This is a genomic window from Caballeronia sp. LZ034LL (genome assembly GCF_031451215.1).
Classification (GTDB): domain Bacteria; phylum Pseudomonadota; class Gammaproteobacteria; order Burkholderiales; family Burkholderiaceae; genus Caballeronia.
Genome location: NZ_JARUXR010000002.1, coordinates 720,455 through 735,285 on the forward strand (window position 1 = coordinate 720,455; position 14,831 = coordinate 735,285).

13 protein-coding genes are annotated in these 14,831 nt (G+C 65.5%); 9 read left to right on the forward strand and 4 right to left on the reverse strand.

The annotated features are described in order from the left end of the window. Window positions 1-59: 59 nt before the first annotated feature. Window positions 60-911, reverse strand: a complete 852-nt coding sequence (locus QCE83_RS17675) for an IclR family transcriptional regulator (protein WP_309813485.1) — start codon at window positions 909-911, stop codon at window positions 60-62. Window positions 912-1,141: 230 nt separating this feature from the next. Between QCE83_RS17675 and QCE83_RS17680 the strand changes: the two genes are divergently transcribed. The 9 genes from QCE83_RS17680 (at window position 1,142) to QCE83_RS17720 (ending at window position 12,081) form a co-directional block, all read left to right on the forward strand. Continuing rightward, window positions 1,142-2,386 carry an acyl-CoA dehydrogenase family protein gene (locus QCE83_RS17680; RefSeq protein WP_309813488.1) on the forward strand — a complete coding sequence of 415 codons (1,245 nt, stop codon included), beginning with the start codon at window positions 1,142-1,144 and terminating at the stop codon, window positions 2,384-2,386. A 24-nt stretch (window positions 2,387-2,410) separates the two neighbouring features. Next, window positions 2,411-3,583, forward strand: a complete 1,173-nt coding sequence (locus QCE83_RS17685; protein ID WP_309815465.1) for an LLM class flavin-dependent oxidoreductase — start codon at window positions 2,411-2,413, stop codon at window positions 3,581-3,583. 70 nt (window positions 3,584-3,653) lie between these two features. Continuing rightward, complete coding sequence (locus QCE83_RS17690; RefSeq protein ID WP_309813490.1) at window positions 3,654-5,279, forward strand: ABC transporter substrate-binding protein; 1,626 nt, start codon at window positions 3,654-3,656, stop codon at window positions 5,277-5,279. Further along, complete coding sequence (locus tag QCE83_RS17695; protein WP_309813491.1) at window positions 5,276-6,295, forward strand: ABC transporter permease; 1,020 nt, start codon at window positions 5,276-5,278, stop codon at window positions 6,293-6,295. The genes QCE83_RS17690 and QCE83_RS17695 overlap by 4 nt, the downstream gene beginning before the upstream one ends. 53 nt (window positions 6,296-6,348) lie before the next feature. After that, window positions 6,349-7,185, forward strand: coding sequence for an ABC transporter permease (locus tag QCE83_RS17700; RefSeq protein ID WP_309813493.1), 837 nt, complete (start codon window positions 6,349-6,351; stop codon window positions 7,183-7,185). Continuing rightward, a complete protein-coding gene (locus QCE83_RS17705; RefSeq protein WP_309813495.1) occupies window positions 7,182-8,210 on the forward strand; it encodes an ABC transporter ATP-binding protein in 1,029 nt (342 codons plus the stop codon). The genes QCE83_RS17700 and QCE83_RS17705 overlap by 4 nt, the downstream gene beginning before the upstream one ends. Continuing rightward, window positions 8,200-9,192 (forward strand): ABC transporter ATP-binding protein, encoded by a 993-nt coding sequence (locus QCE83_RS17710; RefSeq protein ID WP_309813498.1) that lies wholly within the window; start codon window positions 8,200-8,202, stop codon window positions 9,190-9,192. Before QCE83_RS17705 ends, QCE83_RS17710 begins: the two co-directional genes overlap by 11 nt. A gap of 31 nt (window positions 9,193-9,223) precedes the next feature. Next, the gene (locus QCE83_RS17715) at window positions 9,224-10,825 is read left to right on the forward strand and encodes an ABC transporter substrate-binding protein (RefSeq protein WP_309813499.1); all 1,602 of its coding nucleotides are present in this window, start codon (window positions 9,224-9,226) and stop codon (window positions 10,823-10,825) included. 35 nt (window positions 10,826-10,860) lie between these two features. Then, the gene (locus QCE83_RS17720; RefSeq protein WP_309813501.1) at window positions 10,861-12,081 is read left to right on the forward strand and encodes an acyl-CoA dehydrogenase; all 1,221 of its coding nucleotides are present in this window, start codon (window positions 10,861-10,863) and stop codon (window positions 12,079-12,081) included. Between the two features lie 153 nt (window positions 12,082-12,234). Here QCE83_RS17720 and QCE83_RS17725 read toward each other — a convergent pair whose 3' ends face one another. The 3 genes from QCE83_RS17725 to QCE83_RS17735 are packed head-to-tail and all read right to left on the reverse strand — an operon-like array spanning window position 12,235 to window position 14,518. Next, window positions 12,235-13,191: an aliphatic sulfonate ABC transporter substrate-binding protein gene (locus QCE83_RS17725; RefSeq protein WP_309813503.1), complete on the reverse strand. Its 957-nt coding sequence runs from the start codon at window positions 13,189-13,191 to the stop codon at window positions 12,235-12,237. Beyond that, window positions 13,188-13,727: a hypothetical protein gene (locus QCE83_RS17730; protein WP_309813506.1), complete on the reverse strand. Its 540-nt coding sequence runs from the start codon at window positions 13,725-13,727 to the stop codon at window positions 13,188-13,190. Before QCE83_RS17730 ends, QCE83_RS17725 begins: the two co-directional genes overlap by 4 nt. Continuing rightward, window positions 13,724-14,518 carry an NtaA/DmoA family FMN-dependent monooxygenase gene (locus QCE83_RS17735; protein ID WP_309813508.1) on the reverse strand — a complete coding sequence of 265 codons (795 nt, stop codon included), beginning with the start codon at window positions 14,516-14,518 and terminating at the stop codon, window positions 13,724-13,726. Before QCE83_RS17735 ends, QCE83_RS17730 begins: the two co-directional genes overlap by 4 nt. Window positions 14,519-14,831: the final 313 nt, after the last annotated feature.

Genomic DNA, 14,831 nt, shown 5'->3' on the forward strand with positions numbered 1-14,831 from the left:
CGTGCAAGCATGCGCTACGTGCGTGACCTGACGAGTCGGGGCGGCCGCGCACTCAGCGCTCATTCCAGGAATCGCGCCACCGCACGCAGCGCGAGCGATGTATGGCTGAGCATGTTGGCCTTCTCGAGAAGATCTCGCTTCATCGCCTCCATCGTTTCCGCACTGAAATACTCGCTCGGACCGGACAGGACGAGAGCCCCTATCGCCTTGGACGCCGATGATTTCAAGACTGCCCCGCAGGCACATATTCCGATCACGTTCTCGTGCTGATTGGTGGCGAAGCCGTCTGCGAGCACCCTCTGCAACTCTTCCTCGAACTGCAACGGATCGGTGATCGAATCGTGCGTTCGCGCGCTCAAGTGTCCCCTGCTCAGAAGGGCCTCACGTTCGGACGGTGACAGATGGGCCAGAAGCAACTTGCCCGATACGGTCGTGTGATAAGGCGCGCTGAGGTGGGTGTCGTAGTACGGCGTCACGCTGTATCTTCCCGGCGCCGATTCCAGCATGGCGCGCTCCTCCCCGAAAAAAAGGATCAGGCTCGCGGACGGTCCGTGCCGGTCGCACAGTCCGCGCAACAAGCTCATCGAGTCGCGCCGCAACGTATTGAGCGGATGGTCCATGACCAGCGGCAGAAGGCTTCGCGCGGATGGCCGATAACGGCCGCTGCGCGTTCGCTCGACCTGGCCATGCTCCACCAGCGTCTGCAACAACCGATAGGCGGTGCTCGCAGGAAGACCCGCTGCGTCTGCAACCTCCGCATGGGCCAGCGCACGCATCGCGTCGTGCAGCACGTTCATGACCTGCAACCCGCGTGCGAGTGAGCCGGTTTCCGTGTTGCGTGCGCTCGCGCGGTCGGCCGTGACCTCCGTCGGCCGAAGCGTCTCTCCCGTCAGACCATTCTCTTCGCTCATTCGTCTCTCACCTGTCTTCGACATCCGGACGACACGGCATCTATCCCGGATGGCTGGTTTCGTTATGACAAACACATGGTTGAACGACCCCATGAATCTCACGACAATGAGAAGAATTATCCAATAAGCGGAATTTTCTTTCCACTCATTCGGATGAACGGCTGAACCGGCCGCTGAAGCCGGTCGACCGAATCGAGGCCCGCCCGCATGGGTCAACGCTAGCCCACCACATGACAACCGACTTCAAGCCGATCACGCGCGCCGCCGCAGCCATCGACACGCCGTCCGATCGAGCCCGGCGTGCGCTCGACAGAGCCCGCACGCTTGCGCTGCGGCTGCGCGGCAGCGCTGCGTCGCGCGACGCCCAGCGCATTCTTCCCCATGACGCGCTCACCCTCTTGCGGGAGCATGATCTGCTCAATCTGCGCACGCCCGCGGCGCTCGGCGGCGACGAGATCGAATACGGCGATGTGGTACGCGTGATCGCGGAACTGGCGCGCGGCGATTCGAACGTCGCGCAATTGCTCGTCCCGCACTATGTGTATCTGGAACGCATGCGCCTGATGGCGGACGAAGCGCTAGGCCAGCGTCTGTGGCGGCGTGTGCGGGACGGCGCGCTGATCGGCAATGCGTCCACCGAAAGGGGCAGCGCCCGATCCGGCGAAATCACCATTCGGCTCGTGCCCGAGCAGGGCGGCTATCGCCTCACCGGCCGGAAGTTCTACAGCACGCCCACGCTCTTCGCGGATGTGGTGTTCGCCACCGTGCGCGACGAGCGCGACCGCATCGTGTATGCGGTGTTGCCGACGGATCGTGACGGCATCACGCGCGTCGACGACTGGGACGGGCTCGGTCAGCGCGTCACCGGCAGCGGCACGACGATCTTCGAGAACGTGCGCGTGAACCCGGACGAGATCATCGTCGTCGGCGACTGGATGGAGCGTCGCCACTATACGAGTTCCGGCGCGCAAATCCTGTTTGCCGCGCTGAAGTCAGGCATCGCCCATGCCGCGCTCGACGATGCGCGCGACTGGGCACGCGATGGCGCACGGCCTTCGCGCACCACGGGCGTCGAGCATGTCACGCTGGACCCCTATGTGCAGGCACTGGTCGGCGAACTGTCGACGGCTGCGCTCGCAGCGCAGCTGGTGCTGCATCATGCCGCCGACGCGCTGACGCAAGCCTCGCACGCCCAGTACGCCGACCTGCCGGCGCAAGCGCTCGAAGCAGTGCTGGTCGACACAGCCGTCCAGACCGCGCACGCGCAGCTCGCCACCGAACAGGCCGCGTTGCTGATCGCACAAAAGCTGTTCGATGTGGGCGGCACGTCGACCGCGCTCAAGCGCCACAACTTCGACCGGCACTGGCGCAATGCCCGCACGATCAGCCTGCACGACCCCATCGTCTACCGCAGCAAGGCCATCGGCGCGCATCTGCTGCGCGGCGATGCGCCGCCGCTCGGATTCACCTACTGACACGCGCCCGCGCCCTTGTCCTCCATGACCTTCGACTATCTTCCCGCCACCGCCGATGAATCCGCAGAGAGCCCGCTCGAGCGCGTGTGCCGCCAGCCGTTCAATCTCGGTCTCTTTCTGCCGATTCAGAACGGCGGCTGGTCGATCTCGACGCTGCCGCGCTCGACCGACTGGTCCTTCGACTACAACGCGCGCCTGACGCTCCAGGCCGAGGCATTGGGATTCGATCTGGTGTTCGGACTGGCGCAATGGATGCCCAAGGGCGGCTACGGCGGCGAGACCCGGTACCGCGAGATATCGCTCGACAGCTTCATCACGACTGCGGCGCTCTCGGCCATCACCCGCCGCGTCCTGCTGATCTCCACGATCCACGTGCTGTACGGACCGTGGCATCCGCTGCATCTCGCCAAGATCGGGGCGACGCTGGATCACATTTCCGGCGGACGCTGGGGCGTGAATCTGGTGACCGGCCACATCGCCGACGAGGCGCGCATGTTCGGTCAGACCCGCGAGGAACACGATGCACGCTATGCGCGCGCAGCCGAGTTCGTCGAGATTCTCGACACGCTCTGGTGCACTGACGCGAACGTGAACATCGAAGGCAAGCACTGGACCCTGCATGATGCCTATGTCTCGCCACGCCCGCGCCACGGCAGACCGATCCTGATCAATGCGACCGGCTCCAAAGCGGGCTTCGCGTTCGGCGCGCGTTATTCGGATTTCGTCTTCATTCCGAGCCCGGTCGGCGTCCAGCTCGAACCGACGCTGGCCGCGCTGCCGGAGTTCACCGGGCAACTTCGTGCCGCCGCAAATGCGACCGGCCGCGCGGTCAGGCCGATCATCAATCCGACCATCGTCAGCGCCGCCAGCAACGCACTCGCCCAGGCGCGCTACGAACGCATGCTCGCCTCGGAGGACCGCGAAGCGGCGGCCAATTTCAATGCCCGCTTCAACACCAAGACCGGCGCCAGCGACGCGCACGCATGGAGTACGCACGAGCGCCGCGCCGGCGAGCGGGCGGTGGGCGGCAATCTGCATCTGGTGGGCAGCCCGCAGCGCATCGTCGATGACCTGCTGAGGTTGCGCGACGCCGGTTGCGCGGGCGTACAGCTGACTTTCTTCGATTTCGAACCGGACCTCGCGCATTTCGGCACGCACATCCTGCCGCTCATGCGCGAAGCAGGCTTGCGGCTTTGAACCTTCGCTGCCGCAACGCGCCGGCGCGTTGCGAACGTCGACTCTCCTCTTCTTCTTGCCTGACATAAACATGCCGAACCGCAGAGAATTCTTCATCAAGGGCAGCGCCGTCGCAGGCGCGGGCCTGCTCACCTCATTGAGCCCGCTCGCATCCCGTGCATTCGGCGCACCGGCCGCTTCCGGCTCGACCGTGCTGGTCGCCAACACGCTGCCCGAACCCGCCGGCCTGGCCGCAGGCTCGACGCCCGCCAATCCGACCAACGTGGTGTCGAGCAACCTGTTCGATGGTCTGATCTCCTACGACGAGAACTTCAAGCCGGTCCCGCAGCTCGCGACGTCGTGGACCGAATCCGCTGATCGCCGCACCATCACGTTCAAGCTGCGGGACGACGTGAAATGGCACGACGGCACGCCCTTTACCTCGGCCGATGTGCAGTATTCGATCATGGAAGTCTCGAAGAAAGTACATCCGATCGCGCGTCCCACCTTCGCGCAGATCACGGCGGTCGATACGCCCGATGCGCACACCGCCGTGTTCCGGCTTGCGCAGCCCTCGCCCGTCATCTGGGCTTATCTCGATACCTCCTCTGCCTTCATTTTCCCGAAACACCTGTATGCGGGCACGGACCCTCTGACCAATCCGTACAACGCGAAGCCGGTAGGCACTGGCGCATTCGTGTTCAAGGAATGGAGTCGCGGCAACTACATCCGGCTCGCGAAGAACCCGGATTACTGGGACAAGGGCAAGCCGCACGTGGACGAACTGATCTTCCGCATCATCCCGGATGCGAGTGCGCGCAGTGTCGCCTTGCAGAACGGCACGGTGCAGTATGCGCCGCTCACGCCGGTGTCGTTGATCGAGGCGCGCCGCCTGGAGAAAGACCCGCGTCTCACGGTCGAATCCAAGGGCTGGCGCGCCAACGCGCCCATGTTCTTCATGGACTTCAATCTGCGTCGCAAGCAGTTCCAGGATGTGCGCGTGCGCCGCGCGATCGCGCATGCCATCAACCTGAAGCAGCTTGCGCAGGCCGTGTTCTACGGCTTCGCCACGCCGGCGACCGGGCCGGTGCCGAGCTATCAGAAGAGCTTCTATACCGCCGATACGCCGCAGTATCCCTACGATCCGGCGAAGGCTGAGGCGCTGCTCGACGAGGCGGGCTACAAGCGCGACGCGAGCGGTGTGCGGTTGCGCTTCAATCATCTGAATCACACGTATGGCGAGGATTACCAGCGCGCCGGCATGTTCATCCAGCAGCAGCTCAAGCGTATCGGCGTGGAGGTCACGCTCGTCAATTACGACCTTCCGACCTATCTCCGCAAAGTCTTCACCGAGCACGATTTCGACACGATGAACGCGTTCTACGCGGCCTTCGCCGACCCGCAGATCGGCGTGGTGCGCCGCTACTGGTCGAAGAACATCATCGCAGGCGCGGCGTGGAGCAACGGCTCGGGCTATGCATCGCCGGAAATGGATCAGGTGATCGAGACCATCCAGAACGAACAGGACCCGCAGAAGCGCACGCAGGCCATCCATCAGTTGCAGGTGATTGCACAGCGCGACGTGCCGTCGATCAATCTCGGCGAGCTCAAGTTCTTCCGCATCTATTCAAGGCGCCTGCAAAACGTCAACACGACGCCGATCGGCGTCTACGCGTCGCTCGGCGACGTGAGCCTGAGCGCGGCGGGTGGCGCATGAAGACGCCTTCCGCCCCGTCCGGCGCTCGCCTGAGGCTGCGTCGCCCGTGGCCTTATCCGCTGCGGCGCGCACTGCAGGCGTTGCCGCTGGTCGCCTTGATCGCCGTGACGAACTTCTTCTGGCTGCGCCTTGCACCGGGCGATCTCGCCGATGTGATCGCCGGCGAAGCGGGCGCCGCCACACCCGAGTACATGGCCGAACTGCGCCGCCAGTTCGGCACCGACCAGCCCTTGGCGATCCAGTTCGTCGCCTATCTCAAGCGTCTCGCGCATTTCGACCTTGGCTGGTCGTTCCGCTACAACGAGTCGGTCGTGCATCTGATCCTCGAACGTCTGCCTGCCACGGCATTGCTGCTGGTGAGCGCGCTGGTGATCGCCCTCGTGGTGGGCTGCGCGGCCGGCACGCTTGCCGCGGTATCACGCTGGCGCACGGTCGATGTCGTGGTCTCCATCATCTCGACCCTCGGATTTGCCACGCCGCTGTTCTGGCTCGGACTGATGCTGATGGTGCTGTTCTCGGCGCATCTGCAATGGCTGCCTCCGGGCGGCATGACCACGCTGGGCGTCAGGGCACACGGCTGGGCTTACGTGCGCGATGTCGCCGCGCACATGGTCATGCCCGTCTTTTGCCTTGCCGCTTACTATCTCGCGATCTATGCACGCCTGATGCGCGCGTCCGTGCTCGAAGTCGCCAACCTCGATTTCGTGCGCACCGCGCGCGCCAAGGGCGTATCGCGCATGCGCACGGTACTGTCGCACGTGGTGCCGAACGCGCTGCTGCCCATTGTCACAATGAGCGCCTTGCAGTTCGGCACGCTGCTGAGCGGTTCGGTCGCGATCGAAACCGTGTTCACCTGGCCCGGCCTCGGACAACTCGCACTCGATGCGGTTTCGTCGCGCGATCTCAACTTGCTGCTGGGCATTCTGTTCATCAGTTCCCTGCTGGTGCTGGCGGTCAATCTGCTGGCGGACCTGGCCTATGGCTGGTTCGACCCTCGCATCGAGGTGCAACGATGAATCGCGCCGTTTCTCCAGCGCGGGCTCGGCCCTTTGGCTGGCTCACATCCTTCTTGCGGATCACGCGGGAAGCGCCCAATCTCGTAGCCGGCGCGCTGCTGTTGCTCGCCATCCTGATCGTCGCGGTCTGCGCGCGGCATATCACGGCCTACGATCCCATGGACATGGTCGGCATGCCGTTCCTCTGGCCGGGCGCGGACGCAGGCTTTCCGCTCGGCACCGACATGATGGGCCGCGACATGCTGAGCGGCATTGCCTACGGCGCACGCGTGTCGCTCGAGATCGGCATCGCGGCGGGTGTGCTCGCGGCGCTGGCGGGCATGCTGGTGGGCGCGGTGGCGGGCTTCTATGGCGGCTTCGTCGACGAAGCGCTGATGCGCCTGACGGAGTTTTTTCAGACCATGCCCGCGTTGCTGTTCACCATCGTCATGGTGGTGGTCGTGCGGCCGAGCGTGGCGACCATCGTGCTGTCGGTTGCGCTGACGAGCTGGCCTCAGGTGGCCCGGCTGGTGCGCGCGGAAGCACTGCGCGTGAGCCGGGCCGAGTACGTCCAGGCGGCGCGCGTGATCGGCATGACACGACCGCGCATTGTCGTCACGCATGTCTTGCCGAACGTCATGACGCCTGCCGTCGTGATGATCTCGATTCTCGCAGGCAACGCCATCCTCACCGAAGCGGTGCTGTCGTTCCTCGGACTGGGGGACCCCAACGTGGTCACCTGGGGCAGCATGATCGGTCTCGGACGCGAATCGCTGCAAACCGCGTGGTACATGACGGCCATTCCCGGCGGCGCAGTGCTGGTCACCGTACTGAGCCTCAATCTGCTCGGCAACGGTCTGAACGATCTGGCCAATCCGCGCCAGCGCGGCAAGCGGCGAGGTGGCGCATGAGCACCTCCCCGCTTCTCGAAGTGAAAGACCTGAGCGTGGCCTTCACGGCGCGCGACGGCTCCGCCGCGCTGGCGGTCGATAGCCTGTCGCTCGACATCGCGCCGGGAGAAACGCTCGCGCTGGTCGGCGAGTCCGGCTGCGGCAAGTCCACCACGGCGCTGGCGCTGATGGGACTGCTCTCGGTGCCCGAGGCACGCGTGACGAGCACGCAGATGCATTTCAACGGCACGAATCTCGGCACGCTCGACGAACGCGGCTGGCGAGCCTTGCGCGGCGGCGGCATCGGCATGATTTTCCAGGATCCGCTCTCCGCGCTCAATCCGGTGCGAACCGTGGGCCGGCAGATCGTGGAAGCGCTGACGCTGCATCGCGGCCTGCGCGGGCGCCCGGCGCGCGCCGAGGCGCTCGAACTGCTGCGACTGGTCGGCATTCCCGAACCCGCGAGGCGCTTCGACGACTATCCGCACCGGCTCTCGGGCGGCATGCGCCAGCGCGTGCTGATCGCCATGGCGCTGGCGGGCGAGCCACGCCTGCTGATTGCCGATGAACCGACCACCGCGCTCGACGTCACCATCCAGGCGCAGATCCTCGCCCTGCTCGCCTCGCTGCAACGGCAGACCGGCATGGCGCTGCTGCTGATCACACACGATCTGGGCATTGTCGGCCAACTGGCGCATCGGGTCGCGGTGATGTACGCGGGACGCAAGATCGAGGAGCGTCACGTCGATGCCCTGTTCGATGCGCCGCTGCACCCCTATACACAACGGCTGTTGCGCGCCCGGCCTGCGCCAGGGAGCGCCGATGGCAAGCACACGCGGCTCTCCGAGATCCCTGGCGCGGTACCCGCGCCCGGACTGGCGCCCGGCGGCTGCGCGTTCGCGCCGCGCTGCGCGTTCGCGCAAACGCAATGCCGCGCCGCCGTACCCGACTGGCAGGCGAGCGGCGAAGGCGCGGGCAGCGGCGTGCGCTGCGTGCGCGCGACCGATCCCGCCCTGATCGAAGCGAGGCACATCCATGCTGCTTGAAATAGAACACCTGAGCGTCCGTTACCGGACGCGGCGCGGCACGCTGACTGCCGTGGATGACGTATCGCTCTCCATCGCGCGAGGCGAGACCGTGGGACTGGTCGGCGAATCCGGCTGCGGCAAGAGTTCGCTCGGCCGGGCGCTGGTGCGCCTCATCGACAGCGACGACGGTGCGGTGCGGCTCGAGGGTGTCGACATCGCGCGGCTCGACGCGCGCCGCCTGCTGCCGTGGCGCAAGCGCATGCAGATGGTGTTCCAGGACCCGTTGTCCGCGCTCGATCCGCGCAAGACCATCCGCAAGACCCTGTCGCTCCCGCTCGCACTGCACGGGATCGGCACGCGCGCGGACCGGCGGCAACGCATCGACGCATTGCTCGAACAGGTCGGACTCGCACCGCATCTGGCCGACCGTCTGCCGCACGAACTCTCGGGCGGTCAGCGCCAGCGCGCGAACATCGCGCGGGCCTTGTCCATCGATCCGGATATCGTCGTGTGCGACGAGCCGGTGTCGGCGCTCGACGTATCCCTGCAGGCACAAGTGCTCAACCTGCTGGGCGACCTGCAACGCCAGCGCGGCATGGCCTACCTGTTCATCAGTCACGATCTGGCGGCGGTGGGCCATCTCGCGGACCGTATCGCGGTGATGTACCTCGGCCAGATCGTCGAAATCGTCCCGCGCGACAAACTCTGGCGCGAGGCGGCGCACCCGTACACCCGTCTGCTTCTGGATTCCATCCCTTCGCGGAGCATGCGGCTGTCGGGCACGAATGGCTCAGCCTCGACCGAATTGCCCAGCCCCTACGACCTGCCGCAAGGATGCCGTTTCCGTCAGCGCTGCCCGCACGCGATGCCCATCTGCGCGCAGACCGATCCTGTGCAAACCGTGCTGTCGACGGGCCATGCGGTTCATTGCCATCTCTACCGCGACGGCGCGCCGGTGACGGCTGCCGGCGTCGCCAGCCCCTTGATCGTCAACGCCTGATCTCATCCAACAAGAACGAGGAGTAACCGAATTGATCACCCGCCGCCAGTTTTTCCAGATGGCCACCGCCGCAGCCGCCGCGCCTCTCGTGCCCGGTCTGAGTTTCGCGGCGAGCCCGGACGCCACGCACAACGACAGTGTTCTACAGGCATGTGTCGTGCCGGAGCCATCGGGATGGGTCGCGGGTCTGAGCATCTCCAACCCGGCCGTGATCGTGTCGGTCAACCTCTTCGATGGCCTCATCACCTACGACGACGCACTCAAGCCCGTTCCGCAACTGGCGCGTTCGTGGGAAGAGACGCCTGACCGGAAGACCGTGACCTTTCATCTGCGCGACGACGTGAAATGGCACGACGGCAAGCCGTTCACCTCAGCCGACGTGCAGTACTCCCTGATGGAAGTGACCAAGCGCTTTCATCCTCGTGGCGGCGCGACGTTCGCCACCCTCACGGCCGTGGAGACGCCCGACGCGCATACCGCGATCTTCCGTTTCTCGTCGCCCGTCCCTGCATTGTGGGCGGCGCTCGGCGGCTTTGAAACCCAGATCCTGCCCAAGCATCTCTATGACGGCACGCCGCCGCTCACCAACCCGCTGAATGCGCAACCCATCGGCAACGGCCCCTACAAGTTCGTCGAATGGCAGCGCGGCAACTTCGTGATGCTCGAACGCAATCCGGACTATTGGGACAAGACCAACGAGCCGCATTTCGAACGCATCATCTTCCGCATCATTCCGGATGCGGGGGCGCGGCTGACCGCCCTGCAATCGGGCGATCTCCGCTACGCGCCGACCGACGCGGTCCCGTTGCCCGATCTCGTTCGCCTGCAAAAAGACCCGCGCTTCGTCGTGTCCGGCCGGCCCTTCGATGGCATTGCGCCGATCTGCTTCTTCGACTTCAACATGCGCCGCAAGCAGTTCCAGGATCTGCGCGTGCGACAGGCCTTCGCCCATGCGATCGACCGCAACGCGCTCGCGCGCATCGTCTGGTATGGACTCGCGAAGCCGGCACAAGGGCCGATCCCGAGCTATCAGAAGGCGTTCTTCAAGTCCGATCTGCCGCAATACGCCTTCGATCCGGCCCGCGCCGAAGCTCTGCTGGACGCCGCGGGTCTCAAGCGAGGCAGCGATGGCGTGCGCCTGCGCCTGAACAATCTGCCCCTGCCGTTCGGGAACCAGTACACGCTGACCGCGCAGTTCATCCAGGCGCAGTTACGCCGCATCGGCGTGGAATTGCAGCTGATCGCGACCGACGTACCCACCTTCAATCGCCGGGCGTACGCCGACTACGACTTCGACACGATCACCAACTGGTACTCGGCGTTCGCCGATCCGCAACTGGGCGTCACGCGCCGTTACTGGAGCAAGCAGATCAAGCCCGGCTCCACGTCCAGTAATGCGAGCGGCTACTCGACACCCGAGATGGACCGCGCGATCGAGGGGCTCGTCTCCGAGGCGGACCCGGTGAAGCGCAAGCCGTTCATCGACGCGATGCAACTCATCGCGCAGCAGCAGGTGCCGTCCATCAACCTGCTCGAACTGCATCTGTATTCGATCCACGCCGCAAGCCTCAAAGGTTTCAGCCCGACACCGGTAGGCGCCTATTCGTCGCTCGCCAGCGTGCAGAACACATGAGCGCAGGCTCCACAACGTTCGAGAGATACGACACCATGAACACTGTCACTGACACGCCCGCCGTGCTCCATCCGCGCTGTCCCGCGCCAGGCAGCGCCGAACTGCGCGCACTCATCGACGAAATCGCCGCAGGAAGCGAGGCGCGCGATCGCGGCGAGGCGGAGACGCGCGACGTCATCGAGCGCATACGCGCGGCGCGGCTCGGGCTCTTTCGTCTGCCGCCGTCGCAAGGCGGCGCGGGCGCGACGCTGCCGCAGCTCTACGAACTCGTGCTCGATCTCGCTGCCGCCGATTCGAACATTCCGCATATCCTGCGTAATCACTTTGCGTTCGTCGAAAAGGCGCTGCGCGCGTCGCATCTGCCGCCATACGCGCGCTGGCTCGAGCGTATCCGCAATGGTGAACTGTTTGGCCTGGGCGCGAGCGAGATCGGCACGCAGAACGTGGGCGACGGCGACGGCAACACGCTGCTCGTGCCCAAGGGCGACGCGTTCAGTCTCACCGGCGTCAAGTATTACAGCACCGGCAATCTGTACTTCGATCACATCATGGTCAATGCGAAGACGCCCGAGGGCCGCTTCGTCGCCGCGCGCGTGGGCGTGCAAGCGCCGGGCGTGGACGTGCGCGACGACTGGGACGGCATCGGTCAGCGCCTCACCGCGAGCGGCACGACCGTCTACACCGATGTCGCCGTGCAGCCGCATGACGTGCTGCCGCTCGACGAAGACGTAAAGATTCCGCATCAGGCCACCTTCGCGCAACTCTGGCTCACGACGATCATCGCGGGCATCGTGCGGCGCATCGCCGACGATGCCACGCACCTGCTCGACAGCCGCGTGCGCAACTACTATCACGCCAGCGCCGCACGTCCCGCCGACGATCCGCTGCTGCAGGAAGTCATCGGTGAGCTGCACAGCGCGGCGTATGTCGCCGAGTCCGCGGTGCTGCGCGCGGGCGCGACGCTCGGCGCGGCGTTCGAGTCGTCGCGCGCGGGCCAGCCCGACGAAGCGCTGTATGTGGAAGCGGCCTTGCAGGCCGCGAAGTCGAAAGTCGCGGTGGATGGCATTGCGCTGAAAGCCGCCACGCGTCTGTTCGATGCGGGCGGCGCATCGGCGGCGCGCCAGAGCGCCCGGCTCGACCGTCACTGGCGCAACATTCGCACCATCGCCTCGCACAATCCGGCCGGCTATAAGGCGCGCGCCATCGGCGAGCATGCGGTCAACGGCACCGCCCTGCCGCGCGCGGCGTTCTTTTAACGAGCCCGCAAGGTCCGCTTCTTTCAATCATTCAAGGAACGTCTGATCATGTCTCGCCCGATCTCCGCCGCACACCACAGCCTTGTTGCCGCCGATACCGCCGCCGGACCGTGGCAGCACGTCATTGCCGGAGGCGCTGCCCGCGCCATCCGCTCATTTGATCTGCAGCACCGCTTGCCGGACATCGATGCGCCGCGGAATGACTTTGGTGTCGAACGCGAGATTCGCCGAGTCCTGCTGCGCGCGCAGCACCTCGTCCGGAATGGGATAACCGACGCCCCACTCCAGGCGCGAAATCGCCCGGTCCCAGACTTGCAGCGGCACGCCCGTGTTGCCTGACAGGAACCGCGCGGTGTCCTCCGGATGTGCGAGGTTTTCGCGGGTCTGACGCCCCAGTTCATCGAACAGCAGGCGCAGCGCGGCCGGATACTTCTGCGCAAAATCGCGCGTGGAAATGTAGAAGCCGTATTGCGGCACCGACAGATCGCCGATGGTCAGGATCGTACGCGCGCCCGTGGAAAGTTCGGTATCCGCATAGCGCGGATCGGGCACGGCCCACGCGTCGACGAAGCCGCGTTCGAAGGCGGAACGCGCATCGCCGTAAGACAGGTAGGCGAACTGGGCGGAGTCCGGCGCCATATGCGCGTCCTGCAGCGCCTTCAGCACGAACAGGTGGCCCTGCGAGCCCTTCGCGAACGCGATCTTCCTGCCCTTCAGATCATGCAGGTTCTGCACCGGCGAATCCTTGGGCACGACGATCGCATAGCTTTTCACGAGCTTCGGCGCGTAGGCCACATAGACGACCGCGGGGGCCGCTCCCGCCTGCGCCATGATCGGCGGTGTGGAACCCACGGTGCCGACGTCGACGTCGCCCGCATTGATGGCCTCGACGAGCGGCGCGCCATAGACGAATTCGTGCCACGTCACGTTCACGTGATGCACCGCGAAGGCCTGCTCCAGTTTGCCCGACGCGCGCAGCGCCACCAGGCCGTCGCCCTTCTGGATACCGATGCGTATCCGGGCGGGATAACCCTCGTCCGCGTGTGCGGGGCACAGAACAGCAAGACACACCGCAGCGAGCAGGGACTTCAGGAATCGAAATGCCATCATGAATCGAAGTGAGGATTGACGGGGCGCGCAAGGCCATAGTGGCCGCGCAACGTGGAAGCTTCGTATTCGCGCCTGAACAGGCCACGTTTTTGCAGGATCGGCACGACCTGCTCGGTGAAGACGTCGAACTGCGCGGGCAGCACGGCCGGCATGACGTTGAAGCCATCGGCGGCACGGCTCTCGACCCAGTCGGCGATCACGTCGGCGATATGTTCCGGCGTGCCGGACAAGGTGAAGTGCCCGCGCGCCGCCGCGAGCTTTCGCAACAGTCCGCGCAAGGTCGGCCGCTCGCGTGCAACCAGCTGAGTGATGACGGCCGCGCGGCTTTGCGCCGCCTGCACCGTGGACGGGTCGGGAAAGTCATCGACGGAGAGCGGCTGATCGAGCGGCAGCGTCGAGAAATCATGTCCGCCGAACCGGTTCGACAGGCGCCCGAGCCCGACGCTCACGTCCGTCAGGGAATCGAGCTCGTCGAGCAGCGCGCTGGCTTCGGCTTCGGTCGAACCGATCGCGGCGCTGATGCCCGGCAGGATCACGATGTCCTCTTCCCTGCGGCCCAGCGCCCCTTCGCGCCGGCCTTGAGTTCGGCGTAGAAGTCGAGCGCCGACTCCTTGGTCAGATGAGCGGTGAACACCGCTTCCGCATGCCGCGCGGCGAACGCCTTGCCCGTCGACGATGAGCCGGCCTGCACCAGCACCGGATGCCCCTGTGGCGGGCGAGGCAGATTCAACGGCCCCGCCACGCGATGAAAGCGGCCTTCGTAGCCGATGCGCCGCACGCGCGCCGGGTCAAGAAAGCGACCTGCCGCGGGGTCGTCGATGATGGCGTCGTCGGCCCAGCTGTCCCACAACTGCGTGACGACATCGAGGAATTCGTGCGCGCGCGCGTAGCGTTCGGCGTGCTCGATCTGCTGCGTATAGCCGAAGTTGGGCCCCGCGCCGCCGACCCACGACGTCACGATATTCCAGCCAATGCGTCCGCGCGAAATATGATCCAGCGAAGCAAACTGGCGCGCCAGATTGAACGGCTCGGAATACGTGGTCGACGCCGTCGCGATCAGCCCGATGCGCGAAGTCGCCTGCGACAAGGCCGCCAGCGTCGTGAGCGGCTCCAGCGCGCCCGACGCGACGAATTGCGCGCCGTCGCCGAGGGCCAGCGCATCGGCGAAGAAGATGGAGTCGAACAGGCTTTGTTCGGCCTTGACCGCGAGATCGCGAAAATAGTCGATATCGGTGAGCGCCTGGCGGGTCGCGCCGGGATGACGCCAGCCGGCTTCGTGATGTCCACGTCCGTGAACGAAAAGATTCAGATGCAGGGGTCGGGGCATGACTTGCCTTGTGTCGATCGTCGCTGGCGGACGCGGCCGGTTCGTTGCGCCGGTCAGTCCGCAGGCCCGGAGAATCCTGCCTGACGCTCGTCAGGCAAGCGCCGGTTTCCTGATGACCGGTGTGCGTAGGCGAAGCGTGCGTTGCAGGCGAGGCGGCACAAGCTTACAAACCGGCGCCCCGAATCCAAACCAACGAATCGAGCTATCCATTCCGGGATTGGCGCGGAGGCGGTCGCGCCCTGTTTATCAGGAACCCGCGATTGGTTAGCTTGATCAATCGGTTCGCGCCATGATCCGGCGTTGTCAGGATCGC